The sequence below is a fragment of the Flagellimonas okinawensis genome, from assembly GCF_029194005.1.
GTDB lineage: Bacteria > Bacteroidota > Bacteroidia > Flavobacteriales > Flavobacteriaceae > Flagellimonas > Flagellimonas okinawensis.
Genome location: NZ_JARFVA010000004.1, coordinates 279,876 through 304,121, shown reverse-complemented (window position 1 = coordinate 304,121; position 24,246 = coordinate 279,876). Strand labels below are relative to the sequence as shown.

Annotated in this window: 29 protein-coding genes and 5 tRNA genes; 11 read left to right on the top strand and 23 right to left on the bottom strand. The window is 41.7% G+C overall.

Annotated features, from left to right (window positions below):
* Positions 1–15: 15 nt before the first annotated feature.
* The 23 genes from rplL to PY091_RS13395 form a co-directional block, all read right to left on the bottom strand.
* Positions 16–396: a 50S ribosomal protein L7/L12 gene (gene rplL / locus PY091_RS13505; RefSeq protein ID WP_166247126.1), complete on the bottom strand. Its 381-nt coding sequence runs from the start codon at positions 394–396 to the stop codon at positions 16–18.
* 55 nt (positions 397–451) lie between these two features.
* Positions 452–970, bottom strand: a complete 519-nt coding sequence (gene rplJ / locus PY091_RS13500) for a 50S ribosomal protein L10 (RefSeq protein ID WP_275650179.1) — start codon at positions 968–970, stop codon at positions 452–454.
* A 23-nt stretch (positions 971–993) separates the two neighbouring features.
* Positions 994–1,686, bottom strand: coding sequence for a 50S ribosomal protein L1 (gene rplA / locus PY091_RS13495; RefSeq protein WP_275650178.1), 693 nt, complete (start codon positions 1,684–1,686; stop codon positions 994–996).
* A gap of 20 nt (positions 1,687–1,706) precedes the next feature.
* On the bottom strand, positions 1,707–2,144 hold the full coding sequence (gene rplK / locus PY091_RS13490) for a 50S ribosomal protein L11 (protein ID WP_275614750.1): 438 nt from the start codon (positions 2,142–2,144) through the stop codon (positions 1,707–1,709).
* A 67-nt stretch (positions 2,145–2,211) separates the two neighbouring features.
* Positions 2,212–2,763 carry a transcription termination/antitermination protein NusG gene (gene nusG, locus PY091_RS13485; protein WP_036383134.1) on the bottom strand — a complete coding sequence of 184 codons (552 nt, stop codon included), beginning with the start codon at positions 2,761–2,763 and terminating at the stop codon, positions 2,212–2,214.
* Positions 2,764–2,775: 12 nt separating this feature from the next.
* On the bottom strand, positions 2,776–2,964 hold the full coding sequence (secE, locus tag PY091_RS13480; protein WP_127138518.1) for a preprotein translocase subunit SecE: 189 nt from the start codon (positions 2,962–2,964) through the stop codon (positions 2,776–2,778).
* A gap of 21 nt (positions 2,965–2,985) precedes the next feature.
* Positions 2,986–3,058, bottom strand: a tRNA-Trp gene (locus PY091_RS13475).
* 73 nt (positions 3,059–3,131) lie between these two features.
* A complete protein-coding gene (tuf, locus tag PY091_RS13470) occupies positions 3,132–4,319 on the bottom strand; it encodes an elongation factor Tu (protein ID WP_275650177.1) in 1,188 nt (395 codons plus the stop codon).
* Positions 4,320–4,367: 48 nt separating this feature from the next.
* Positions 4,368–4,439 (bottom strand) — tRNA-Thr (locus PY091_RS13465).
* A gap of 89 nt (positions 4,440–4,528) precedes the next feature.
* A tRNA-Gly gene (locus PY091_RS13460) sits at positions 4,529–4,601 on the bottom strand.
* A 78-nt stretch (positions 4,602–4,679) separates the two neighbouring features.
* Positions 4,680–4,762, bottom strand: a tRNA-Tyr gene (locus tag PY091_RS13455).
* 23 nt (positions 4,763–4,785) lie between these two features.
* Positions 4,786–4,859: transfer RNA gene (locus PY091_RS13450), tRNA-Thr, on the bottom strand.
* 101 nt (positions 4,860–4,960) lie between these two features.
* Positions 4,961–5,263, bottom strand: coding sequence for a ribosome hibernation-promoting factor, HPF/YfiA family (hpf, locus tag PY091_RS13445; protein WP_275650176.1), 303 nt, complete (start codon positions 5,261–5,263; stop codon positions 4,961–4,963).
* 55 nt (positions 5,264–5,318) lie between these two features.
* On the bottom strand, positions 5,319–6,209 hold the full coding sequence (locus tag PY091_RS13440; protein WP_275650175.1) for a tyrosine-type recombinase/integrase: 891 nt from the start codon (positions 6,207–6,209) through the stop codon (positions 5,319–5,321).
* A 97-nt stretch (positions 6,210–6,306) separates the two neighbouring features.
* On the bottom strand, positions 6,307–6,501 hold the full coding sequence (gene rpsU / locus PY091_RS13435) for a 30S ribosomal protein S21 (RefSeq protein WP_090299076.1): 195 nt from the start codon (positions 6,499–6,501) through the stop codon (positions 6,307–6,309).
* A gap of 92 nt (positions 6,502–6,593) precedes the next feature.
* Complete coding sequence (locus PY091_RS13430) at positions 6,594–7,763, bottom strand: acyl-CoA dehydrogenase family protein (RefSeq protein ID WP_275650174.1); 1,170 nt, start codon at positions 7,761–7,763, stop codon at positions 6,594–6,596.
* A 10-nt stretch (positions 7,764–7,773) separates the two neighbouring features.
* On the bottom strand, positions 7,774–8,379 hold the full coding sequence (locus PY091_RS13425; protein ID WP_275650173.1) for a ComEA family DNA-binding protein: 606 nt from the start codon (positions 8,377–8,379) through the stop codon (positions 7,774–7,776).
* Between the two features lie 266 nt (positions 8,380–8,645).
* Positions 8,646–10,265 carry an alanine/glycine:cation symporter family protein gene (locus PY091_RS13420; protein ID WP_275650193.1) on the bottom strand — a complete coding sequence of 540 codons (1,620 nt, stop codon included), beginning with the start codon at positions 10,263–10,265 and terminating at the stop codon, positions 8,646–8,648.
* Between the two features lie 84 nt (positions 10,266–10,349).
* A complete protein-coding gene (locus PY091_RS13415) occupies positions 10,350–11,357 on the bottom strand; it encodes a potassium channel family protein (protein WP_275650172.1) in 1,008 nt (335 codons plus the stop codon).
* Between the two features lie 2 nt (positions 11,358–11,359).
* Entirely contained in the window at positions 11,360–11,587 is a 228-nt protein-coding gene (locus tag PY091_RS13410) for a PspC domain-containing protein (protein WP_014033469.1), read from the bottom strand.
* Between the two features lie 8 nt (positions 11,588–11,595).
* The gene (locus PY091_RS13405; protein ID WP_275650171.1) at positions 11,596–12,876 is read right to left on the bottom strand and encodes a DUF2851 family protein; all 1,281 of its coding nucleotides are present in this window, start codon (positions 12,874–12,876) and stop codon (positions 11,596–11,598) included.
* Positions 12,877–12,901: 25 nt separating this feature from the next.
* Entirely contained in the window at positions 12,902–13,213 is a 312-nt protein-coding gene (locus PY091_RS13400) for a rhodanese-like domain-containing protein (protein WP_275650170.1), read from the bottom strand.
* A 182-nt stretch (positions 13,214–13,395) separates the two neighbouring features.
* Positions 13,396–13,953 carry a TlpA family protein disulfide reductase gene (locus PY091_RS13395; RefSeq protein ID WP_275650169.1) on the bottom strand — a complete coding sequence of 186 codons (558 nt, stop codon included), beginning with the start codon at positions 13,951–13,953 and terminating at the stop codon, positions 13,396–13,398.
* 134 nt (positions 13,954–14,087) lie between these two features.
* Here PY091_RS13395 and PY091_RS13390 point away from each other — a divergent pair, with 134 nt between their 5' ends.
* From PY091_RS13390 to PY091_RS13340, 11 genes are all read left to right on the top strand, one after another.
* Entirely contained in the window at positions 14,088–14,534 is a 447-nt protein-coding gene (locus tag PY091_RS13390; RefSeq protein ID WP_275650168.1) for a MarR family winged helix-turn-helix transcriptional regulator, read from the top strand.
* A gap of 8 nt (positions 14,535–14,542) precedes the next feature.
* Positions 14,543–15,175 carry an NAD(P)H-dependent oxidoreductase gene (locus PY091_RS13385; protein ID WP_275650167.1) on the top strand — a complete coding sequence of 211 codons (633 nt, stop codon included), beginning with the start codon at positions 14,543–14,545 and terminating at the stop codon, positions 15,173–15,175.
* Positions 15,176–15,218: 43 nt separating this feature from the next.
* Positions 15,219–15,791, top strand: a complete 573-nt coding sequence (locus tag PY091_RS13380) for a YceI family protein (RefSeq protein ID WP_275650166.1) — start codon at positions 15,219–15,221, stop codon at positions 15,789–15,791.
* A gap of 243 nt (positions 15,792–16,034) precedes the next feature.
* Complete coding sequence (locus PY091_RS13375) at positions 16,035–17,432, top strand: anthranilate synthase component I family protein (RefSeq protein ID WP_275650165.1); 1,398 nt, start codon at positions 16,035–16,037, stop codon at positions 17,430–17,432.
* Positions 17,433–17,435: 3 nt separating this feature from the next.
* Positions 17,436–18,002, top strand: a complete 567-nt coding sequence (locus PY091_RS13370; RefSeq protein ID WP_275650164.1) for an anthranilate synthase component II — start codon at positions 17,436–17,438, stop codon at positions 18,000–18,002.
* A 192-nt stretch (positions 18,003–18,194) separates the two neighbouring features.
* Positions 18,195–19,190, top strand: a complete 996-nt coding sequence (trpD, locus tag PY091_RS13365; protein WP_275650163.1) for an anthranilate phosphoribosyltransferase — start codon at positions 18,195–18,197, stop codon at positions 19,188–19,190.
* Positions 19,191–19,283: 93 nt separating this feature from the next.
* Positions 19,284–20,069 carry an indole-3-glycerol phosphate synthase TrpC gene (trpC, locus tag PY091_RS13360; RefSeq protein WP_275650192.1) on the top strand — a complete coding sequence of 262 codons (786 nt, stop codon included), beginning with the start codon at positions 19,284–19,286 and terminating at the stop codon, positions 20,067–20,069.
* A gap of 8 nt (positions 20,070–20,077) precedes the next feature.
* Positions 20,078–20,731, top strand: a complete 654-nt coding sequence (locus PY091_RS13355) for a phosphoribosylanthranilate isomerase (protein ID WP_275650162.1) — start codon at positions 20,078–20,080, stop codon at positions 20,729–20,731.
* A gap of 10 nt (positions 20,732–20,741) precedes the next feature.
* Positions 20,742–21,926 carry a tryptophan synthase subunit beta gene (trpB, locus tag PY091_RS13350; protein WP_275650161.1) on the top strand — a complete coding sequence of 395 codons (1,185 nt, stop codon included), beginning with the start codon at positions 20,742–20,744 and terminating at the stop codon, positions 21,924–21,926.
* A complete protein-coding gene (trpA, locus tag PY091_RS13345; RefSeq protein WP_275650160.1) occupies positions 21,923–22,684 on the top strand; it encodes a tryptophan synthase subunit alpha in 762 nt (253 codons plus the stop codon). Before trpB ends, trpA begins: the two co-directional genes overlap by 4 nt.
* 33 nt (positions 22,685–22,717) lie before the next feature.
* On the top strand, positions 22,718–24,214 hold the full coding sequence (locus PY091_RS13340) for a M20/M25/M40 family metallo-hydrolase (RefSeq protein WP_275650159.1): 1,497 nt from the start codon (positions 22,718–22,720) through the stop codon (positions 24,212–24,214).
* Positions 24,215–24,246 lie beyond the last annotated feature (32 nt).

Below are 24,246 nucleotides of genomic sequence, written 5' to 3'. Positions count from 1 at the left end.
TAATGGGAAAAGCGATTATTTAAGCTCAACTTCTGCTCCTGCTTCTTCCAATGATTTTTTGATACCTTCTGCTTCGTCTTTAGAAACACCTTCTTTAACTGCCTTTGGTGCGCTATCAACGATATCTTTAGCCTCTTTAAGACCAAGACCTGTCAATTCTTTTACCAATTTAACAACTGCCAATTTAGATCCACCAGCAGCAGTAAGGACTACGTCAAATTCTGATTTTTCCTCAGCAGCCTCAGCTTCACCACCACCGGCAGCACCACCAGCAACAGCTACTGCAGCAGCAGCAGGCTCAATACCATATTCTTCTTTTAAAATGTCGGCCAACTCATTTACCTCTTTTACTGTAAGGTTTACCAACTGTTCTGCAAAATCTTTTAAATCTGCCATTTTTCTATCGTTTAATAAAAATTTTTAAAAATATACTTAGTTTATTGTGCGCGAATTATTCTTTCTCAGAAAGTGTTTTAAGGATACCTGCCAATTTACCGCCACCGGACTTAAGTCCAGAAATAACGTTTTTAGCTGGTGATTGCAACAATCCAATGATATCCCCGATAACTTCCTCTTTGGACTTGATGTTAACAAGTGCCTCAAGGTTTTCATCCCCAATGTAAACTGCCTCTTCAATAAAGGCTCCTTTCAATACGGGCTTTTCCGATTTCTTTCTAAAGTTCTTGATAAGTTTCGCTGGTGCATTCCCTGTTTCGGACAACATCAAAGATGTATTGCCCTTCAATACTTCGGGAAGTTCACCGAATTCCTTATCAGAAGCTTCCATTGCTTTTGCAAGCAAGGTGTTCTTAACGACCGCAAGCTTAATGTTTGCCTTGAAACACGCTCTTCTTAAGTTAGAGGTATCCACGGCGTTCAATCCTGATATATCCGCCAAGTAAATGTTTGGATTATCAGCCAACTGTGCAGTCAAGTCTTTTATTACTGTTGCTTTTTCTTCTCTTGTCATAGTTATAAAAATTGAACTACCAGTTATTGAACTGCTTTTGGATCTAATTGAACACTAGGACTCATGGTACTTGACAAGTAGATACTCTTCATGTACACACCTTTTGCAGCAGATGGCTTCATTTTGATAAGGGTATCGATCAATTCCCTTGCATTTCCTGCGATCTTATCAGCAGAGAAAGAAGCTTTTCCTATTGCAGCGTGCACAATACCAGTTTTGTCCACCTTAAAGTCTATTTTACCGGCCTTCACATCGGATACCGCTTTCGCAACGTCCATAGTTACCGTACCGGTCTTTGGATTGGGCATTAAACCTCTAGGTCCCAAAATTCTACCTAATGGTCCTAGTTTACCCATAACACTTGGCATGGTGATGATTACATCAACATCAGTCCAACCGTTTTTGATCTTATCCAAATATTCGTCCAATCCTACAAAGTCAGCACCAGCTTCTTTGGCCTCTGCTTCTTTGTCTGGAGTCACCAATGCCAAAACTTTTACGTCTTTACCTGTTCCGTGCGGAAGGGTAACCACGCCACGTACCATTTGATTTGCTTTTCTTGGATCCACACCCAAACGAACTGCCAAATCAATGGAAGCGTCAAATTTTACATTGGTTATTTCTTTTACTAAAGCTGATGCCTCTTCCAAAGTATAGAGCTTGTTCTTGTCTATCTTGGCCTGGGCCTCTTTTTGCTTTTTAGTCAATCTTGCCATTTCTTAATTGCTTTCAGATTTTAAAAAGGTCTTGGTCCTGCTATTTTCAGACCCATTGATCTTGCTGTACCCGCAACCATACTCATTGCAGATTCCACGGTAAAAGCATTAAGATCCGCCATTTTGTCCTCGGCGATCGCTTTTACTTGATCCCAGGTTACTGAACCATTTTTAACCCTGTTAGGTTCTCCCGATCCTTTTTTAATCTTAGCCGCTTCCATCAATTGAACTGCCGCAGGTGGTGTTTTTACAACAAACTCGAAAGATTTGTCTTTGTAAACGGTGATAACAACAGGTAATACCTTACCTTGTTTGTCCTGCGTACGAGCATTAAACTGCTTACAGAACTCCATGATGTTAACACCAGCAGCACCTAAGGCGGGTCCAACCGGTGGCGATGGGTTCGCAGCACCTCCCCTAACTTGTAATTTAACTACCTTATCTACTTCTTTTGCCATTGTTTCTAATTAAATTTAAAGTGTGTCAATTGGAAGCAACACAGCTTTATATATGTAACAGCTCTTGTTATACTTTTTCTACTTGCATATAGCTTAGTTCCAATGGTGTCTTTCTTCCGAAAATTTTCACCATCACCTCAAGCTTACGCTTTTCTTCGTTGATTTTTTCAACAGTTCCATTGAATCCGTTGAAAGGCCCATCGATAACCTTGACCGTTTCGCCCAACACAAATGGTATGGCCACGTTGTCTGTATTTACAGCCAACTCGTCCACTTTTCCGAGCATACGGTTTACTTCGGACTTTCTCAAAGGAACAGGATCACCACCTTTAACTTCGCCCAAAAAACCAATCACATTGGTAATGGAACGGATAATGTGGACCATTTCTCCTCCAAGATTTGCCTTGATCATAATATACCCTGGAAAGTAAACCCTTTCTTTGTTGATTTTCTTTCCGTTTCTGATCTGAACAACTTTTTCGGTAGGCACTAGAACTTCTTCGAGATAGTCACCGAATCCGGCACGCTCCACCTCGCTTTCAATATAGCCTTTGATCTTGTTCTCTTGACCACTGACCGCTCTAACTACATACCATTTTTTCTCCAGAACCTCAGACATATCGACCGATCTTTATCCTATTAATTTTTCAAAATACAAAGTGATCAAGTTACTGAACAAGGAATCCACTCCCCAAGTCGCCAAAGCGAACAAAATGGAAAAAACAGCTACAATGACCATTAGATTGGAAGCTTTACTTCTTTCCAACCAAGTAACATTGTTTTTAAGTTCCTCGAACGATTCCTTTATGTAAGTGACCATAATCTTTATGTGTTTTACTTGCACGGGAGGAGAGACTCGAACTCCCGACACCTGGTTTTGGAGACCAGTGCTCTGCCAACTGAGCTACACCCGTTTATAATTACACTGAAAGGTATCCCGATGAAATCGGAACACCCTTAAGTGCAATTTTATAATATATATGAATATTAATCTAGAATCTCAGTAACCTGACCGGCACCTACTGTTCTACCACCCTCACGGATAGCGAAACGTAGACCTACGCTACAAGCTACAGGCTGAATCAAATCCACAGTAATTGTCAAGTTATCACCCGGCATTACCATTTCAACACCATCAGGCAAGTTAATGTTACCAGTAACGTCAGTTGTTCTCAAGTAGAACTGAGGACGGTAGTTGTTGTGGAATGGAGTGTGACGTCCACCTTCTTCTTTTTTCAAGATATAAACCTCAGCTTTGAATTTAGCGTGTGGCTTAACAGAACCTGGCTTACAGATTACCATACCTCTTTTGATATCGGATTTCTCGATACCTCTCAAAAGAAGACCTACGTTATCACCAGCTTCACCTCTATCCAAAATCTTACGGAACATCTCAACACCAGTAATGGTAGAAGACAACTTCTCAGCACCCATACCAATGATATCTACAGGGTCACCTGTGTTGGCAACACCAGTTTCGATACGACCAGTGGCAACAGTACCACGACCAGTAATTGTAAATACATCTTCGATAGGCATTAGGAAATCCTTGTCAACCTCACGAGTTGGCTCCTCGATCCAAGTATCAACAGCTTCCATCAATTCCATAACAGTGTCAACCCATTTTTGCTCACCGTTCAAAGCACCAAGTGCAGAACCAGCGATAACAGGACCATTATCACCATCGTACTCGTAGAAAGAAAGCAATTCCCTAACTTCCATTTCAACAAGCTCCAATAGCTCCTCATCATCCACCATATCAACTTTGTTCAAGAAAACAACGATACGTGGAATACCTACCTGACGACCCAAAAGGATGTGCTCACGAGTTTGTGGCATTGGACCATCTGTTGCAGCAACTACCAAAATAGCACCGTCCATCTGAGCAGCACCTGTAACCATGTTCTTTACGTAATCCGCGTGACCAGGACAGTCAACGTGAGCGTAGTGACGGTTAGCAGTTTGGTACTCAACGTGTGAAGTGTTGATAGTAATACCTCTTTCTTTTTCTTCTGGCGCGTTGTCGATGGAGTCAAAGCTTCTAAGCTCAGACAAACCAGCGTTTGCCAATACAGTGGTAATAGCAGCAGTCAATGTTGTTTTACCGTGATCCACGTGTCCAATGGTACCAATATTTAAGTGGGGTTTGGAACGATCAAAAGTTTCCTTTGCCATTTTAAAATAATTTTAATCTTAGTTTATATTAGTGTACAAATCGTTTTGAGCCAATGACGGGAATTGAACCCGTGACCTCTTCCTTACCAAGGAAACGCTCTACCCCTGAGCTACACCGGCCTATGGGTTATCAGGTTTAGAGTTTAAAGTTACAAGCTTAGCTCGTTAAAACTTCAACCTTTATCTTGAAATCCAAGTTTCAAGTTTAGAGCGGGAGACCGGGTTCGAACCGGCGACATTCAGCTTGGAAGGCTGACGCTCTACCAACTGAGCTACTCCCGCATTTTTTTGAACTTTCATCCAAAAGATTCCATTATTTCAATAAACCTTCTTCCCGATTGTTCCGACGAACAATCTTTGTGGGGGGAGCAGGATTCGAACCTGCGAAGGTAAAAACCAACAGATTTACAGTCTGTCCTCGTTGGCCGCTTGAGTATCCCCCCGCCTTAATTTTCAGTAATTTACGAGCCGATAGAGGGACTCGAACCCACGACCTGCTGATTACAAATCAGCTGCTCTAGCCAGCTGAGCTATATCGGCATTTCACCGCTTTTTACTCACTAAAAAAGCCCGCTATTTCTAACGGACTGCAAATGTATATATTTATATTTTAATTCAAAATAAATTTTGAAAAATTTTCATCAAGCTTTCGCCCTGAGCTTCTCCTTCTTTTTAACCAGCTGTCTCTCCAAGGAACTGCAAGCTGAATCAACGGCCTCCTCAAAAGACTTACATTGTTTTTTTACCATGATTTTATCCCGAGGGACGAACACCATGATTTCCACGATCTTATTCTCTTTTGCACTTGTGTTTTCCACTTTTAGATATACATCCGATTCAATCACCTTGTCATAAAACAATTCCAACTTGTCCATTCGTTTTTGGACAAAGTCGAGGAGTTTAACATCAGCTGTAAAATTTACCGATTGTGCGTTTACTTTCATAAGACGAAGTTTTTGTACTGTCCAGGACAGTGAAGTTAAACAATACAAGAATATTTTATTTCTTGTTTCTTGGATGGGCCTTTTGATGTACCTTTTTAAGTTCAGCAATACTGTTGTGCGTATACACTTGCGTTGATGCCAAACTGGAATGACCCAATAATTCCTTTACGGAATTTAAATCTGCCCCCCGATTCAGCAAGTGTGTTGCAAAGGTGTGCCTGAGTATATGCGGGCTCTTTTTAACCTTGGGGGACACCAAACTAAAATACTTATTTATAGTTCGATAAACAAGCGTTTCATAAATTTTAAGACCATCTTTTGTTAATATCAGATAGGAGGAATCCACTATCTTTTTAAGCGATGCTCGCTGCTGCAAATAATTTTGGACCTGCTTTACAGTGGCAGATAACATGGGAACGATTCTTTCCTTGTTTCGTTTTCCCAGCACTTTTAATTGCCTGGCGGAGAGATCCACATCCTTTAATTTTAAATTGACCAGTTCCGCCCTTCGCATTCCAGTGGCGTACAACAACTCTATCATGAGTTTGTCCCGCACTCCCTCAAAATCATCTGCAAATGGTATTTCGGACAATACGGATTCCATTTCCATTTCCGAAAAAGGAACCTCGACTTTTTTGTCGGTCTTCAAGGCCCTGTGTTTCACCAAAGGCGAAGTATTGATTTCACCAATCTTTAATAAAAACTTGTAGTAGGCCTGGAGAGATGATATTTTCCTATTGATGGTCCTGTTGGAAACACCTGTATCCGAGAGGGCAACGATCCAATTTCTGACCAAAGGATAGGAGACACCAAGAATATTGTCCTCATCATGTTGATCTCTGCAAAATTCAGAAAAGACCTCAATATCCTTTTGATACGCTTTTACGGTGTGATCGGAGTAGTTTTTCTCCAACTTCAAATAAGATATAAAAGCTGCAATGGACATATATCAAAAGTAACAATTTGAATCCGCTTAGGTACCAAACGAAAAATCCCGTTCCAATATTGGAACGGGATTTATATATTTTGTAAAAGCGATAGCCCTATACTTCTTCTTGGTCCCTAAGACCCTGAATGTATTGTGCTTTTTGAATTTGCGCTCTACGCTCTACAGAAGGCTTTGTGAACTGCTGTCTTGATCTTAGCTGACGCATTGTTCCTGTTCTGTCGAACTTACGCTTGAAGCGCTTTAGTGCTCTATCGATGTTTTCTCCTTCTTTAACTGGTATAATTAACATGGGCTACAACCTCCTTTCTTTAATATTTTGGAGCGCAAATATACAAATGATAATCAATAGTTAAAGAAATATTTTACTTTTTTGATATTCGCCTAGACAAATCGCTTTTTGTACTCCTTTTTATCCACGATAATCTTGGCAAGAATTTCCTTCAAAATTTCGGAAGTACCACCACCGATAGGGCCAAGCCTACTATCCCTGAGCAATCGAGCCATGGGATAATCCTCTATATATCCATAGCCTCCCAGGAACTGAAGACAATTGTAGATGACCTCATCGGCCATTTTAGTCGATTTAAGTTTGGAAATGGTCGCCTCTTTTACCACATATACGCCTTTTTCCATTTGTGCTATGGTAGCATAATTGAATTGCTTGCACATCACCATATCCGAATATAGCTCCACCAATCGATGGCGCAATGCCTGGAACTGATCTATTGATTTTCCGAAAGCTTCTCGTTCGGACATATAGTTCAGTGCATAATCCAAGGCAAATTCTGCTCTTGCATGTGCATTCACACCCATCACCAAACGCTCCAAAGCAAAAGCCTCCATGATATAGCCAAAACCACTGTTCTCCTCTCCCAATAAATTGGCAGCTGGAACCTCTACATTATCAAACGCAAGTTCTGCGGTATCGGATGCCCGCCATCCTAGCTTGTTGAGTTTGCTTGCGGTCACCCCTTTTGCATTGCGATCCATGATAAACATGCTTATCCCTTTATGGCCAGCATCCTTATCCGTTTTTGCTGCGAGAATGATATAGTCCCCATAAACACCATTAGTAATAAAAGTTTTGGAACCGTTCACAATATAGACATCACCCTTTTTTTCAGCTGTTGTCCGCATAGCGGCAACATCACTTCCACCGAAAGGCTCCGACACACCCAAACATCCTATTTTATCCCCAAGCACACTTGGCTCCAAATAAGCTTTTTTCTGATCATCATTGGCCAGTTTGTTCACATAGGTCATTGCCAAATACTGGTGCGCCCACATGGCAGCGGCAAAACCGCCCGAATTGATCTTTTGCAATTCTTCCAAAAAAATAACGGTATAAAAAAGGTCCAGGCCCAAACCGGAATATGCCTCGGGGGTCATGAGACCAAAATATCCCATCTCGCCGAACTTTTTCCATATGGCCCTGTCTATTTTACCGGACTCTTCCCAATCTCCTATATGGGGAACCACCTCCTTTTGCAAAAAATCCTTTAAACTTTCCCGGAATAAATTATGCTCTTCCGTGAAGTACATATCGCTCATACCACCTATTTTAAAGAGACAAATATAAGGCTATTCTATCTAGTTTTTCCGAAGGAAATTTTTCGATATTTTTCAAGTCTTGGAACGACCGAAACACCCCATTCAGCCCCCTATATTCGACAATATTGTAAGCTAATGATTTGGGAATATAGACCAATTGAGCCAATTCTTCCGCACTTGCTTTATTTATGTTTATTCTTTTTATCGTTGGGACTTCCTTTACCTTAAACTTGAGTAAAGTCTTCTGAACTACTTCTGGTTTGAGTCCATAAACATCGTACAATTGTTCATCCACAAGAAAACCGCCTAAACGATCCCGAAATTTGACAATTCTTTTGGACAAGGTCTCCCCTATTCCATACACTGCCATCAAATCGGAAGCCGTTGCAGTATTTAAATCCTTAACAAGCACCTTAGTTTTAGATTGAGACTGGTGCTTCCTTGTAGTTGATGGAACGGAACTGACCCAATCGGGAAACTTGAAATATGGAGCGATGGTCTTTAAAAGTGTATCCGAAATCTTGGTCACTTCTTGGAATTCTTCGGCCGAATTGACAAATTTTCCTTGATTTCTAAACACAAACAGTCTATCCAATTCAGCAGTCGACAAACCCAAGGTATAGCCTTTGGCATCTGAAAGGAAATTGGGATTGAAAGGAAATATTTTTAATGGGACGTTAGGCCGAGACGTTTTTAGACTATCTATAATTGCCTGCTCCTTAATATTTAGAGCAAAATTATTTTTTAATCTGGATGGATTGGTCTTTACAAGATAGTGGACTCCTTGAAGAGAAATTTAAATCAATAGAAAAAAGAAAATCCCACTTCGTTCCTGTTTATTGAACTTGAAGCGGGATTTTAATTTCATCTTTTACTTTGCTTTTACATTTTATCCACCAAATCCTCGGCACCGTCTTCCAATGCGTCTTCTTTTTTATTGATGGCATTCATGTATTTTCTTAATTCTTTTCTAACTACCGGAGTCAATAATATTACACCGATAATGTTCGGCACTACCATAGCAAAGATCATGGCATCCGAAAAGTCGATTACGGAACCAAGGCTAATGGAAGCTCCAACAACCACAAAGAACAAGAACAATATTTTATATGCTAGATCGCTTCTTTTACTTTTCCCGAAAAGGTACATCCAACCTTGCATACCATAGTAAGACCAAGAAATCATGGTAGAGAAGGCAAACAATATAACCGCTATGGTCAACACTATGGAGAAGTGAGGAATCACAGTATCAAAAGCTGTAGCCGTAATCTCGACCCCTTCTGTAATTTCTGTACCATACTGCAAAAAGCCAGCCTCGTAGTTGGTAATAATAATTACCAATGCGGTCATTGTACAGATAACTACAGTATCAACGAACGGCTCCAAAAGAGCAACGATACCTTCACTAGCTGGATATTTGGTTCGTACAGCGGAGTGAGCGATTGCTGCAGACCCTACACCGGCCTCGTTGGAGAAAGCACCCCTACGAATACCTTGGATCATTACACCGATAAGTCCGCCAGCGATTCCAAGTCCTGAAAAGGCTCCTTCGAATATCAATCCAAAAGCATCATCTATGGAAGAAAAGTTGGCCCCTAAAATAATCAGGGCAGCCAATACATAAATACCTGCCATGAACGGAACAATTTTTTCGGTAACAGAAGCTATTCGCTTAATACCACCAATAATAACGATGGCCACCAATACAGCCATCACCATCCCGAAGTACATTCCTGCATTATCATTTTCCAAGCTGAACAACTGTACAAACTGTGCTGCCGCCTGGTTGGCCTGGAACATGTTTCCACCACCAAAGGATCCACCAATCACGAAGATTGCGAACAACACTGCCAATACTTTACCAAGTCCTTTGGCATTTTTTTCCTTTAGACCTTTGGTAAGGTAATACATAGGACCTCCGTAAACAGTCCCATCTTCACCTACATCCCTATATTTTACACCCAAGGTACATTCCGCGAATTTGGATGCCATACCCAAAATTCCAGCAAGCATCATCCAAAAGGTCGCACCGGGACCACCAATGGACAAGGCCACTGCAACCCCTGCTATATTACCCAATCCAACGGTAGCGGAAAGGGCAGCAGTCAAAGCTTGAAAGTGGGAAACCTCACCATGTGCGGATTCATCCCTTATCGTATCCTGAAGATCGTGCTCTTCGGCCTGGTCACCGTACAAATGATCCACACCATGCTTTTCAATATCCTCGTACTTGCCACGTACTACTTTAATTGCAGTCCAGAAGCCCGTAAAGTTGATCAGCTTAAAGTATATGGTGAAATATAATGCACCACCTACCAAAACAATCAATACCCAAGGAATCTGAAATTCCTCGCTAAATGGAATTTCATAGAAGATGGCATCAACGAACCAGCCAGTGTATTTGGAGAACACTGCATCGATTTTTTCCGATGTACTTTGTTCTTGCGCAAAGGAGAGCGCCGGTAACATCAAACTTAAAATGGAAAGAAGTCTATACTTCATCATATTGTTTTGGTTATGTTAGTTTTTTGTAAAGGCCCCAATATCCTAAAAAATTTCTTCGCAAAAAAATTAATGGGTGTTAAACTAGCCTATCTGAAACATTTGGTTGAGCTTTCGTATTTGCTCCGGCCTGCCCAATACGATTACCTTGCTATTGGGCTGTAAAACCATATCGGCTTCGGGGTTGATAATATATTTACCATTGGGATCTATATAACCAATGATGGTACAGCCCGTCTTTCTTCGCAGATCCAAGTCCCTTAGTGAGTGACAATCCATTTGATTGGTAAAATCCTCAATGCTGACCTCCTCTAAATTTGTGGTGTGTTCCCCCTCAATGGAGAGTTGGTCCAGGAAGGTGATCAAATCGGGCATTACTACTAAAGATGCCATATGGTCACCACCGATCTTATCGGGCATAATTACCTTGCTCGCTCCAGCAAATTCCAATTTCTTGATAGAGGTCACCTGTGATGCCCTGCTTATAATAAAGAGATTTTTATTGAGCTGCCTTGCCGAAAGTACAATGAAAAGGTTTGCTGCATCATCGGGAACCGCGGTGATCAAATATTGAGCTCGATCAATACCCGCTTGTAACAGAACTTCGTCCTCATTGGCATCTCCTTCCACAAATAAAATATCCTCCTCATGCCTTTCTATGATATCCTTGTCCTTTTCAATAACAACAAATGGTTTCTTGTAGGCAATCAACTTTTCTGCCGCTTGCATACCATTTCTACCAAAGCCGCAGACCACTACGTGATTCGAAAGACTATCTATCTGTTTCTTCACTTTTTTCTTTTTTAGCAGTTCCAATGAGTTTCTTCCCAAAATGTATTCCGAGACCACAGAAATGGCAAAACCAAAAATAAATACACTGGTGACGATTAAAAATACGGTAAAAATCTTTGCGTTGGCATCCAACGGTCTTACCTCGGAGAAACCGACCGTGGTCACCGTAATTATAGTCATGTAAATAGCCTCGATCCAAGTAAAATCGGACAGCATTTTATACCCGATTACCCCAAATAAAAGGACAATCACCATTAGGGATAGTGCCAATACTATTTTGGAGCGCATCAGTCTAATCATGGCTATAGGTCAAATACGGAAGTTCGTTTTGTGTAGATCAAGTCTTTTATCCGTAACCAAAATGCAATAAAAAGATAGAGGGCAAAACCGAAACCTAGGGTCACAAAAGTCAGATAAATAAAACTGGTCCTGACCACTCTTGCCCTGATTCCAAGTCGTTCAGCTATTCGCCGACAGACCTCAAAGCCTCTTTTTTGAAAGTAGTATAGGGTATTATAGAATAAAGACATGGTTAAAATTATGTAATTCTATTCAATAATTGAGTACCAACAACGCATTGCATGCATTTATTTTTAGAACAATAATTGGTATAGAGTTCCAACTTTGCCTGACTCTCCAATGCATTTTGGGTTTTAGATCCAATAGCTGCAAAATTTTTGATGATGGAATTATCCTCCTTTGCCAAATCAGATACCAGGGCAATCAAATCCTCGTTCCAGTCCTTGCCCAAATGCTTTGCATAACAAAACTTAAGTGGCAACAAGGTGTTTATTATTATAAGATCTATAAACTTTTTGGACAGCAGCTTTTCCCTTTTCTTTGAAACCTTACCAAAAGTGTAATGCTCTTCCCAATACAGGCCTGCTGAAATTTCGAAGGCTCCATAAATCTCTTCTTTACCCTTTAAAGCCATTAAAGTAGAAAATAAATTATGGGTGCCCACATACAAATTCACCAATTGCGACACTCTGATCGTAGGGAAGTTCATAGGCCTTAGGCCAAAAAAATCGGGTTTGGACAATGGCCTATCCAGATTAAACTTTCTACATATATAGTCATACTCAATCTGAAGCTGTAAAAAATAAAGGTCCTTGCAATCCTCGACTCCCAAAAGACCAAAATGTCCAAAAAGCAAAGCTTCCAATTGCAACGGTTCGTTGCTTGTTTTGCGTACAATGGAAAAATCCAAAGCCGCCGCCCGCTCCAAAAAATAGGTTCCATTTACTTTAGAACCAAAATTTTTGGCGAGCATTATAAACAGAACCGATTCCCAATCATTATTTGATTTTTTTAGGAGCCCCTGTATCAACTGTGACTTATTTTCGAGTCGCTCTATAAACAATCGATGCAACCAGTTCTCCATTTTAAAGGAGTCTACAGCTTTTAGATCGCGTTCACAATTAATAAAACTAGAGCTCGAGTTTTGCATCAAGCTATGATAACCGTCCAATATTTGATCGGAAACATAGTGCTGTATTTCCAAAGTGGGAATCTGTGAACCGTCCTTCCTAAAAACAGCAATGTCATCCTCCCAAACTACATGGAGAATGACATTGTTATAATTATCATCGTTCTCGTGGTGATGCGCATACCAATCGGAAGATTTGAGGTGCATTTCCACATTCCCGGCCCATAACTGACCATCGATTTCAACTTTTGCATTAAAAAAATCGGGGCCTGCCAACCTATTTTGGGTTCCAGGTGACCTGATTACAATAGTCTCACCAACGCCGGTGAATAGCGCTTTTGTTGAAAGCTTATTATGCTTCCAAATAAAATAAAGTAGGTCTTCTCGCATTGATTTGGGATAAATGGAGAAGTGCTTAATCTACTCGGTCACCTTCCCAATTCATGAATCCTCCTTCCAGGTTATAGGCATTTTCAATTCCTATACTGTTCATGATAGCACAGGCTTGTCCGCTACGGGCTCCCGACCTACAGTAAACGTAATAATTTTTGTTCTTGTCCAATTTCTTGAGTTCCTCCAAAAATTCCTCTCCCAAATAAATATCCAGGTTTACTGCCCCGGGAATATATCCTTCTTCAAATTCTTGAGGAGTTCGCACATCCAGTGTAAAGGCGTTGTCATCATTTTGTAATTGCTCAGCCCATTCTTCTTGTGATAAATCTGCCATTATTTTCAATTTAAGTTCTGCAAAAATAAAAATCCGAAGCATTACTCCGGATTTCTGAGGGTTTTATTTTGAAACTAGGGATTTAAGATAGCATCCCAACTTGTTCTCTTAGCCATATTTGGCAATTGTATTTTATTGGACGATCCTGCAATCTAAATTACCGCCCCCCTCCTTCTAAAGCCCTATTGACCTATAAATTTGTTTACCTCCGCATCCAACTGTTCAAAGGAAAAACCGTGCTCATAAAAAGCCCGCTTATCCTTATTATATATTAAGGTCGCGGGAATGCCTCCACTCCAATCCGCTGACACCTTGGGAATCCATTCCTTCTGTTTTGGATCATCCAGTATAATTACTTCAGATGCAATGCCCTTGTTTTCTACATAGGGTTCCAATCGCTTTTTCCACATGTGGGGCATATCCAAATTCACTAAAACAACTTTTATATTATGATCTTTATATGCGGCATTTATGCGTTCAAAAAAAGGCATTTCCTCAAGGCAAGGTTTGCACCATGTGGCCCAAAAGTTGACGATATAGGTATTCCCGTCATTTCGGTGCAGCATGGGTTCGAATTCCTCAAAATCATACACGGGAAAATTCACATCAATACGTCCATTTACTTCATCTTCAACCATTTCATGGTTCGTACTGTCCTCGTTATCAGTCTTTGCCCCTTGCTTTTCAACACAACCAGCCAAAGAAAACACAAGGAAGCTGAAAAATATTAACCTACTCATTTACTGCTGTTTAAAGCCATAAAATTAACCATCCAGAGATCGACTTCCCTCTCTTTAACAAAAATTTATCGATCAAAAATTTGGATGGGCGAACAAAATCGACATACATTTGTATATACAAATATTGTTTATACATGAATGTTGAAGAAATCATAAAAACCTCAAAAGAAATTCCTTTGGAACCTAGGACTTTGATTCACTTGCAATTAGTTCACAATAAGGTGAACGAAGCAATGAACGTTGCCCTGAAGCCTTTTGAAGTTTCCCTTCAACAATTCAATGTATTAAGAATATTAAGAGGTCAACAGGGCAAACCGGCCAACCTATCCACCTTGAATGAACGTATGGTCACCAAAATGAGCAATACGACCCGATTGGTGGACAAACTTTTGGCAAAGGGATTCGTCAACAGAACGGTATGCCCCTCTAACAGACGAAAAGTGGAGATTGTCATTACAGATAATGGACTTAAAGCTCTGGAACAGATGGACAGTGCATTGTCCAACGCTCATAAGACAATCTTTGAAAACTTTGATAAAAAGGAGTTGGAACTATTAAATACACTATTAGATAAATTTTAGATATAGCAATGAGTACAGTTATTGAAAATAGAACATGGCGCTATGCCACCAAAAAATTTGATCCCACCAAAAAGATTTCGGCAGATGACCTAGAAACCCTATTGGAGGCCACTCGTTTGAGCGCATCCTCCTATGGATTGCAGCCTTATCATGTGATCGTGGTATCCGATCAAAACGTAAAAGAGCAATTAAAACCTGCTTCTTGGGACCAATCCCAGATAACTGATGCATCCCACATCATCGTTTTTGCCAATGCCGCCGATTTTGGAGAAGAATTGGTAGATGATTTCGTGGCCAATGTTAGCGAAACCCGAAATATTCCATTGGAAGGACTTAAAGGATATTCCGATTTTATGAAATCCAAGCTTATCGACCTTCCGGTGGAAACCAAAAACAGCTGGACCACAAAACAAGCCTACATAGCTTTTGGAAACTTGATGCAGGCCGCTGCGGAGTTGAAGATCGATACATGCCCAATGGAAGGCTTTGAACCTGAAAAGTACAATGAAATCTTAGGGTTGAACGAGAAAAACCTGAACGCTGCCGTAGTTTTGGCCGTAGGTTATCGTTCAGAGGAAGATGCTACACAGCATTTGCCCAAGGTCCGCAAATCAAAAGAAGAATTATTTACAATTATATAATTATTGAACCCTTAACAATTAGAAACAGAAATTTTAAACAATCATGAAAAAGACAATTTTAAGTTTAGCCTTGGTCACTCTTTTTGGAGCCTCAGCAGTTGCAAACCCTATCAAAAAGGAAACCAAAGAAGTAAAGACTTCCGAAAGCACTGTAACCTGGAAAGGTTATAAGGTCGGTGGTTCTCACACAGGAACGATCTCTCTGGAGTCCGGTGCTTTGGAGTTTGATGGTGACAAATTGGTAGGCGGCGAGTTTGTTGTGGATATGACAAGCATCAACACGACCGATTTGGAAGGAGATTATAAAGGCCAATTGGACGGTCACTTAAAGTCCGACGACTTTTTTGGAACTGCCAATCACCCAACGGCTAAATTGGTTTTCACCAAAGTAAAATCTACAGGTAAAAATTCTTATGCAGTAACTGGCGACCTTACTATAAAAGGCACCACAGAGCCTGTTAGTTTTGATGTATCCGTTTACGGGGACAAAGCTACTGCTACTTTGAAAGTGGACAGAACCAAGTACGATGTAAAATACGGATCTGGAATCATTGGTACCGCCAAGGACAAACTGATCTACGATGAATTTGATTTGGTAGTTGACCTACAGATGTAATCAACTACTGTTTAGTGTGTGAAAATCCCGTTCGAGCTAATCTTGAGCGGGATTTTTTATTTTAAACAAAACATTGTTGTCCCGTTAAAAATTCCTCCCTATATTTGATGCAATGAATAACAGAATAGCAAATACCTGGTGGTGGATAAACTTATGTCAAACGTCGTGAGTTAAGTCCCCATTATAACCATACAAGAGGCTTGTCATCACGACAGGCCTTTTTTAATTTATAGCAGTTTCAAAATGAGTTATACCCTTAAGACACATTACAAAAAAATACTTGCGGACACCATTACGCCCGTGAGTGTTTATCTAAAAATCCGGGATAAATTTCCAAACAGTATTCTTTTGGAAAGTAGCGATTACCATGCCAACGACAACAGCTTTTCATATATCTGTTGCAACCCGATCGCATCCATCAAGGTAGAAAACGAGATCATTACCCAACGGTTTCCCGATGGTAACAAAGAAGTTACCCAAATAACCCCTGATATCGATGTGACCGAAGTCATCCATAATTTCTCGCAAAAGTTTTCAGTTGCCCAGAATGATTTCAAATTCATCAACAATGGCTTGTTCGGGTACATGGCCTACGATGCTGTTCGCTATTTTGAGGATGTGAAGATTTCCAAAAAGGAAGATTCCGTAAGCATTCCGGATATTTATTATGCAGTGTACAAGAACATCATCGCCATCAACCATTTTAAAAATGAGGCCTATTTGTTTGCCCACTGCTATGATTCAGAAAGCAATGTGGATGAAATTGAACAATTGTTCAATGTTCGCACCTTCTCATCCTACAATTTCCATAAAGAGGGAGAACCCGAATCCAACTTAAAGGATGAAGAATACAAAGAACACGTGGAATTGGCCAAAAAGCATTGTCAGCGTGGCGATGTATTTCAGTTGGTGCTCTCCAAAAGGTTCAAACAAAAATTCAAGGGGGACGAATTCAATGTATATAGGGCACTCCGTTCTATAAACCCTTCCCCTTATCTTTTCTATTTTGATTACGGCAATTTTAAAATATTCGGAAGCTCACCCGAGGCGCAACTTATCGTAAAGGATGGGAAAGCAGAGATTCATCCCATAGCAGGCACCTATAAACGTACCGGAAACGATGAAAAAGATGCCGAACTGGCCAAAAAATTGGCACAGGACGAAAAAGAGAACAGCGAACATGTAATGCTTGTGGATCTTGCACGAAACGATTTGAGCCGCAATGGCAATACCGTAAACGTGGAAACCTATCGCGAAGTCCAGTATTTTTCCCATGTCATCCATTTGGTATCAAAAGTAACGGGACAAAAGAAAAAGGACAGTACCACCATGAAAGTGGTCGCCGATACGTTCCCGGCCGGGACTTTGAGCGGTGCACCCAAGCATATGGCCATGCAACTTATTGAAAAGTACGAAAAAACAAGTCGTTCCTACTACGGTGGCGCCATTGGGTTCATGGATTTCGAGGGCAACTTTAACCACGCCATTATGATCCGGACATTTTTGAGCAAGGACCATGACCTGTATTACCAAGCCGGAGCTGGTTTGGTAGCAGCGTCCAATCCTGATGACGAACTTCAAGAAACATACAATAAACTGGGCGCACTGACCAAAGCGCTGGAAATTGCCGAAACAATCTAAGCCATGGGACGAAAGATTTTAATGATAGACAACTACGATAGTTTCACCTATAATTTGGTGCACTATCTGGAAGATTTGGATTGTGAGGTCACTGTAAAACGGAACGACCAACTCACCTTGGACGAAGTGGAACCGTTCAAATACATCGTCCTCTCCCCTGGACCGGGAATACCAGATGAGGCCGGACTGTTAAAGGAGATCATCAAGACCTATGCACCGACCAAACGGATTTTTGGAGTTTGCCTGGGGCTCCAAGCAATCGGAGAGGTATTTGGGGGAACCCTGATCAATTTAGATGAGGTATACCACGGAGTGGACACCGCCATTATCGTGACCAAGGACGACCCTATCTATCAGAACATGGCCAAGACCCTTCAGGTAGGTAGATACCATTCATGGGTAGTGGACCCTGACCTTCCTGAAGTTTTGGAAGCTACCGCACTGGATGAAAACGGACAAGTAATGTCCCTACGACATAAAGAACTCGATGTTACGGCCGTGCAGTTTCACCCAGAGTCAGTTTTGACACCTGAAGGCAAACAAATGCTTGAGAATTGGTTGGAAAGTTAGTATGATCTCATTCCTGCAGTACCCTTAACGAAATCGAAGGGAAGCAGGAATACAAATAAATTGAATAAAAGATTCCGGATCAATTGCGGAATGACAAGCAAGAATAAAACGATTGTCATTCCTGCAAAAGAAGGAATCCAACAGAAATAAAAATTAGATCCCGCAACAGGTACGGGATGACAAAGAAGAACAATGAAAGAGACTTTAAATAAACTGATCAATCACGAGATACTTCCAAAGGAAGAGGCCAAGCAAATTTTGGTGAACATTGCCAAGGGAGATTACAATACCTCCCAAATTGCCGCTTTCCTTACCGTTTATATGATGCGAAGTGTGACCATTGAGGAACTTGAAGGTTTCCGCGACGCCCTGTTGGAACTTTGTTTGGCAGTGGACTTGACCGAATACGACCCGATCGACCTTTGTGGGACCGGTGGCGACGGAAAAGACACCTTCAACATTTCCACTTTGGCATCTTTTGTAACGGCCGGTGCAGGAATCCATGTGACCAAACACGGCAACTACGGGGTATCTTCCAAGTGCGGAAGCAGCAACGTCATGGAATTTTTGGGCATCAAGTTCAGTAACGATGCCGATTTCCTCAAAAAAACCATAGAGGAAGCTGGTATTTGTGTACTGCACGCCCCTTTGTTCCACCCAGCCATGAAAAATGTAGCCCCCATCCGGAGGGAATTGGCGGTCAAAACCTTTTTCAATATGTTGGGACCCATGGTAAACCCTGCATTTCCAAAAAATCAAATGGTAGGGGTATATAATTTGGAGTTGGCCAGAATGTACGGCTACCTGTACCAGAACACGGATAAGAGGTTCACCATTTTAAACGCATTGGATGGATATGATGAAATATCGTTGACAGGCGACACCAAAACCATATCGAACAGCACAGAAGCCATGCTCGCTCCAAAGGATTTTGGAGTGGAGAAAGTTTCGCAGCAAGAAATCGTAGGTGGTGCCGATATCGCTGAATCCGCCCAAATTTTCATGGATATTCTACAGGGAAAAGGCACCGAAGCCCAGAACAATGTTGTCTGTGCCAACGCAGGGGTCGCAATTGCCACGGTAAAAGGTACTTCCCCTAAAGAAGGTTTTGAGAAAGCAAAAGAATCCTTGTTTGGTGGTAAAGGACTGTCGGCATTAAAGAAATTGCAGGAATTGAGTAAGGACTAAATTTGATCAAATTGTCATTCCTGCGAAAGCGGGAATCCAATGGACATTAAAGAAATGGATTCCGCATCAAACGCGGAGCAACAACAACAGAAAATGAACATACTAGATAAAATAGTAGCGGATAAACGCAAAGAGGTGGCTTTAAAAAAATCGCTGGTCACCCTTCCGCAACTGGAAGCTTCGGTGATGATGGAACGCACCTCAATTTCATTGGCCGAGGTCTTGCGCAAAAGCGATTCGGGAATCATAGCCGAGCACAAACGCCGTTCCCCCTCCAAATCGGTCATCAACCAAGACCTGAGCGTTCAAGATGTAGCCAAAGGGTATACCGATGCCGGAGCCTCTGGCATGTCCGTTTTGACCGATGGAAAATATTTCGGTGGTTCCTTGGACGATTTGATCCTTGCAAGGGCATCCTCCAATATTCCCATTCTGAGAAAAGAATTCATCATAGATGAATACCAGATTGCAGAGGCCAAGGCATACGGCGCCGATGTTATTCTGCTGATCGCAGCAATATTGTCCAAAGAAGAGATTAAAACTTTTTCCGAAGTTGCAAAGGGTCTGGGACTGGATGTACTCCTGGAAGTGCACAATGAAGAAGAACTGCAGAAATCCCTAATGCCCAGTTTGGACATGTTGGGTGTGAACAACCGTAACCTAAAGACATTTGAGGTAGATTTGGACATAAGTAAATCACTCTCCACTAAGATTCCTGATGAATTTGTAAAAGTCTCGGAGAGCGGAATCAGCTCTGTGGATGCCATTCGTGATTTAAAAGAGTTTGGTTACAGAGGCTTTTTGATCGGGGAGAATTTTATGAAGACCGATGATCCTGGGGCAAGCGCCAAAAAATTTATTACTGGACTAATTTCTTAATCAGCACCATGAAACTGAAAATTTGTGGCATGAACCATAACCCGGAAGAAGTGGCAGAATTACAGCCCGATTATTTGGGGTTTATCTTTTGGGAACCTTCTTCCCGTTATTTTTCGGGAGAGATGCCTGTATTGTCCAGTTCCATAAAAAAAGTAGGGGTTTTTGTGGATTCCCCATTGGAAGAGGTCTTGGAGAAAACGGCCCTTTATCAGTTGGATGCCGTGCAACTCCATGGAAAGGAAAGTGTTCAGTATTGCTCCGATCTAAAATCCAACTTTCCATCATTTCGAGCGCAGCCGAAAAATCCAGACATCATCAAAGTATTTTCTATCAAAGATGATTTTGATTTCGATGTACTAAGGGAGTTTGAAGGAGTCTGTGATTATTTTCTTTTCGATACCAAGGGAAAACTACCTGGAGGTAATGGCTATACATTTGATTGGTCAGTTTTGGAAAAATATCCATCTGACAAGCCCTACTTTTTAAGTGGTGGCATAGGTTTGGATTCCATTGGAAAGTTGCAGGATTTTTTAAAAAGCCCTGCTTCCGTACATTGTTTTGCCATTGACGTCAATAGTAAGTTTGAGACAGCTCCAGGATTAAAAAATATTCAAGATCTAAACATATTTATAGATTCGCTGCAAAGCGGTCATAACCAGTAAACAAGAAACGATGAACAGTTATCATGCCGATGAAAGGGGGTACTACGGTGAATTTGGGGGAGCTTTTATCCCCGAAATGCTATATCCCAATTGCGAGGAGCTTCGCCAAAATTATCTGAGCATTATGGAAGAACCTTCCTTTAAGGATGAATTCCATCAATTACTGAAGGATTACGTAGGTCGACCGACCCCTTTATATTTTGCAAAGCGACTATCCGAGAAGTATAACACCAAAATTTACCTTAAGCGCGAGGACCTCTGCCATACTGGGGCCCACAAGGTCAATAATACTATCGGACAAATACTGATGGCAAAAAAATTGGGCAAGCATAGGATCATTGCAGAGACCGGTGCCGGTCAGCATGGGGTGGCAACTGCTACGGTATGTGCATTAATGGGCATTGAATGTGTGGTATACATGGGTGAAATCGACATCGCCCGCCAAGCACCGAACGTGGCCCGCATGAAAATGTTGGGAGCCGAGGTTAGACCGGCCACATCGGGCAGTAAAACCTTGAAAGATGCGACCAATGAGGCGATCCGTGACTGGATCAATAATCCAGTGGACACGCATTATATCATAGGTTCGGTAGTTGGGCCACATCCCTATCCCGATATGGTGGCCCGTTTCCAATCGGTGATATCCGAAGAAATCAAAGGTCAACTCCTAGAAAAAGAAGGCAGGCAAAACCCAGATTATGTTGTGGCCTGTGTCGGCGGCGGAAGTAATGCCGCAGGGGCCTTTTATCATTATCTTGATGTCCCCGAGGTCGGCATCATTGCCGTTGAGGCAGCAGGAAAAGGCATTGATTCGGGGGAGAGTGCCGCAACTTCCGCTTTGGGAAAGGTGGGCATTATCCATGGAAGCAAAACATTGTTGATGCAGACACAAGATGGTCAGATTACAGAACCCTATTCCATTTCTGCCGGTCTTGATTACCCAGGTGTCGGACCCATGCACGCGCATTTATATACATCTGGACGTGGAGAATTTATTTCCATAACCGATGACGATGCCATGAAGGCGGGCTTGGAACTTTGCAAACTGGAAGGCATCATACCTGCCATAGAATCATCGCATGCCCTGGCCATTTTTGAGGATAGAAAGTTCCAACCTGAAGATGTTGTGGTAGTGAACCTTTCCGGTCGTGGCGACAAAGATTTACAGAACTATATTGATTATTTCAAATTATGAACAGAATCAAGCAAAAACTAAAAGAGGACAAAAAAATCCTATCCATATACTTTTCTGCAGGCTACCCAAATCTGGAGGATACCGTACAAATCATCCAAGAGTTGGAAAAGAACGGTGTGGACCTCATCGAAATAGGACTCCCTTTCAGTGACCCTTTGGCCGACGGCCCCACCATTCAAGAAAGTTCCACTATAGCATTAAAAAATGGAATGAACACGGCACTCTTGTTCCAACAATTAAGGGATATCCGCAAGTCGGTTTCCATTCCGCTTATCTTGATGGGATATTTTAACCCAGTACTACAGTATGGCGTAGCAGAGTTTTGTGCCAAATGCGAAGAAATAGGTATCGATGGATTGATTCTTCCCGATTTGCCCTTGGATGTCTACAAACAAGAGTATGAGACAATTTTTAAAAAGCATGGTTTGATCAATGTCTTCCTGATTACACCACAGACCAGTGACGAGCGCATCAATGCCATTGACAAAGCTTCCGATGGCTTTATTTATATGGTCAGCTCTGCAAGCACAACAGGGGCAAAACAGGGTTTCGGTATAGAACAATCCGATTATTTTGAGCGCATTGCCCAAATGGACCTCGACAATCCACAGATAGTCGGCTTTGGAATCAGTAACTCGGAAACTTTTGAGCAAGCGACCCAAAAGGCGAAAGGAGCAATTATCGGATCGGCATTCATCAAACATTTAACAGCAAATGGAGTACATGGAATTGCTGACTTTGTGAGTCAAATTCGTTAAATTACAACCCTTAAAATCTATACGATTCCTTCCATGAAAAAAACCTTATCCTTAGTTTCCCTTTTCCTTAGCTTAAACCTGTTGGCACAGGATGATATGGCGGTTAAATCGCAGGTGGCCGATGCCATCAACGAGATCCGTGAATTTATTGCAATTCCGAACGATGCCCTGGATGCGGCGGATATCGATCGTAACATTATGTGGCTCAAGCGAAAATTTGGGGATAGAGGTTTCAATACAGCCGTATTGGACACCGAGGGACTGCCATTGTTCTTTGCGGCCACCCCGGTGAGCAGCGAAAAACCGACGGTACTTATTTATATGCATTTTGATGGTCAATCCGTTGATCCTTCCAAGTGGGATCAGCCGAATCCCTATCAAGTAGTATTAAAAGCTCCCAAGGACGGAGAATATGAAACCGTCTCCTTTGATGAGTTGGATGATGACATCAATTATGATTGGCGCTTGTTCGGACGTTCTACCTCCGATGACAAATCACCTATAGTAATGCTCTTGAACGCCATGGACCTATTGAGGAAAGATGGTACGGAAATTCCTTTTAATATCAAGGTAATCTTGGACAGTGAGGAAGAAAAGAGCAGCAAACCCCTACCGGCCGCTGTAAAACAATATCGGGAACTCTTGGAGTCCGATTTTTTGATGATAGTGGATGGACCGGTACATGCCTCGGAAAAACCGACAGTGGTATATGGGTGTCGTGGCATCACCACTATGACCCTTACCACTTATGGTCCGATCAAACCTCAGCATAGTGGTCATTATGGTAATTATGCTCCAAATCCAGGGTTTCAGTTAGCTCAATTATTGGCTACCATGAAAGATACTGAAGGGAGGGTGACCATTCGAGGATATTATGATGGTATTTCCATTGATGAAAAAACAGACTCGATTTTAAAGCGTGTTCCCGACAGTGATAAAGCAATTGCGGAAAAACTCCAGTTTAAAACAGCGGAAAAAGTGGGTGGGTTCTATCAGGAAGCACTACAGTATCCCTCGCTGAACATACGTGGTTTGGGTTCTGGATGGATAGGTGAAAAGGCCAGGACCATTGTTCCCGAAAATGCCACTGCCGAACTGGATCTCAGATTGGTCGTGGAGAGCGATGGCCATCGATTGAAACAATTGGTAAAGGACCATATTGCCAAGCAGGGTTACAAAGTACTGGACCACACTCCCTCGCTCGAGGAGCGTATGCAGTTTGATAATATTGTAACTGTAAAAGAAGGTAGTGTAACCGATGCGTTCCGGACAGATCTGGACAATAGATATGGTGATTTTATCGTAAACACCCTCGACCAAAGTTTTGGAGAAGATGTCATCCAGATACGTACCATGGGAGGAACTGTACCAATTGCACCTTTTATCAACGAGTTGAAGATACCTGCCTTTATTGTTCCGGTCGTTAATCCCGACAACAATCAACACAGTCCTAACGAGAATATTAAAATTGGCCAATTGGCTTATGGCATAAAGGCTTTTTATAGCATTCTGTCGACATCGATAGATTAAAACATAAAATACATCAACAGTAAAAAAGCCCC

Coding starts and splice junctions, on each gene's coding strand:
- trpD (WP_275650163.1), top strand. CDS start 18,195: ATGAAAGAGACTTTAAATAAACTGATCAATCACGAGATACTTCCAAAG.
- PY091_RS13340 (WP_275650159.1), top strand. CDS start 22,718: ATGAAAAAAACCTTATCCTTAGTTTCCCTTTTCCTTAGCTTAAACCTG.
- trpA (WP_275650160.1), top strand. CDS start 21,923: ATGAACAGAATCAAGCAAAAACTAAAAGAGGACAAAAAAATCCTATCC.
- trpC (WP_275650192.1), top strand. CDS start 19,284: ATGAACATACTAGATAAAATAGTAGCGGATAAACGCAAAGAGGTGGCT.
- PY091_RS13405 (WP_275650171.1), bottom strand. CDS start 12,876: ATGCGAGAAGACCTACTTTATTTTATTTGGAAGCATAATAAGCTTTCA.
- rplK (WP_275614750.1), bottom strand. CDS start 2,144: ATGGCAAAAGAAGTAGATAAGGTAGTTAAATTACAAGTTAGGGGAGGT.
- rplA (WP_275650178.1), bottom strand. CDS start 1,686: ATGGCAAGATTGACTAAAAAGCAAAAAGAGGCCCAGGCCAAGATAGAC.
- rplJ (WP_275650179.1), bottom strand. CDS start 970: ATGACAAGAGAAGAAAAAGCAACAGTAATAAAAGACTTGACTGCACAG.
- PY091_RS13395 (WP_275650169.1), bottom strand. CDS start 13,953: ATGAGTAGGTTAATATTTTTCAGCTTCCTTGTGTTTTCTTTGGCTGGT.
- PY091_RS13375 (WP_275650165.1), top strand. CDS start 16,035: ATGAGTTATACCCTTAAGACACATTACAAAAAAATACTTGCGGACACC.
- rplL (WP_166247126.1), bottom strand. CDS start 396: ATGGCAGATTTAAAAGATTTTGCAGAACAGTTGGTAAACCTTACAGTA.
- nusG (WP_036383134.1), bottom strand. CDS start 2,763: ATGTCTGAGGTTCTGGAGAAAAAATGGTATGTAGTTAGAGCGGTCAGT.
- PY091_RS13410 (WP_014033469.1), bottom strand. CDS start 11,587: ATGTCTTTATTCTATAATACCCTATACTACTTTCAAAAAAGAGGCTTT.
- rpsU (WP_090299076.1), bottom strand. CDS start 6,501: ATGTTAATTATACCAGTTAAAGAAGGAGAAAACATCGATAGAGCACTA.
- tuf (WP_275650177.1), bottom strand. CDS start 4,319: ATGGCAAAGGAAACTTTTGATCGTTCCAAACCCCACTTAAATATTGGT.
- PY091_RS13440 (WP_275650175.1), bottom strand. CDS start 6,209: ATGTCCATTGCAGCTTTTATATCTTATTTGAAGTTGGAGAAAAACTAC.
- hpf (WP_275650176.1), bottom strand. CDS start 5,263: ATGAAAGTAAACGCACAATCGGTAAATTTTACAGCTGATGTTAAACTC.
- PY091_RS13355 (WP_275650162.1), top strand. CDS start 20,078: ATGAAACTGAAAATTTGTGGCATGAACCATAACCCGGAAGAAGTGGCA.
- PY091_RS13420 (WP_275650193.1), bottom strand. CDS start 10,265: ATGAAGTATAGACTTCTTTCCATTTTAAGTTTGATGTTACCGGCGCTC.
- PY091_RS13415 (WP_275650172.1), bottom strand. CDS start 11,357: ATGATTAGACTGATGCGCTCCAAAATAGTATTGGCACTATCCCTAATG.
- PY091_RS13430 (WP_275650174.1), bottom strand. CDS start 7,763: ATGAGCGATATGTACTTCACGGAAGAGCATAATTTATTCCGGGAAAGT.
- PY091_RS13370 (WP_275650164.1), top strand. CDS start 17,436: ATGGGACGAAAGATTTTAATGATAGACAACTACGATAGTTTCACCTAT.
- trpB (WP_275650161.1), top strand. CDS start 20,742: ATGAACAGTTATCATGCCGATGAAAGGGGGTACTACGGTGAATTTGGG.
- PY091_RS13380 (WP_275650166.1), top strand. CDS start 15,219: ATGAAAAAGACAATTTTAAGTTTAGCCTTGGTCACTCTTTTTGGAGCC.
- PY091_RS13400 (WP_275650170.1), bottom strand. CDS start 13,213: ATGGCAGATTTATCACAAGAAGAATGGGCTGAGCAATTACAAAATGAT.
- secE (WP_127138518.1), bottom strand. CDS start 2,964: ATGGTCACTTACATAAAGGAATCGTTCGAGGAACTTAAAAACAATGTT.
- PY091_RS13390 (WP_275650168.1), top strand. CDS start 14,088: ATGAATGTTGAAGAAATCATAAAAACCTCAAAAGAAATTCCTTTGGAA.
- PY091_RS13385 (WP_275650167.1), top strand. CDS start 14,543: ATGAGTACAGTTATTGAAAATAGAACATGGCGCTATGCCACCAAAAAA.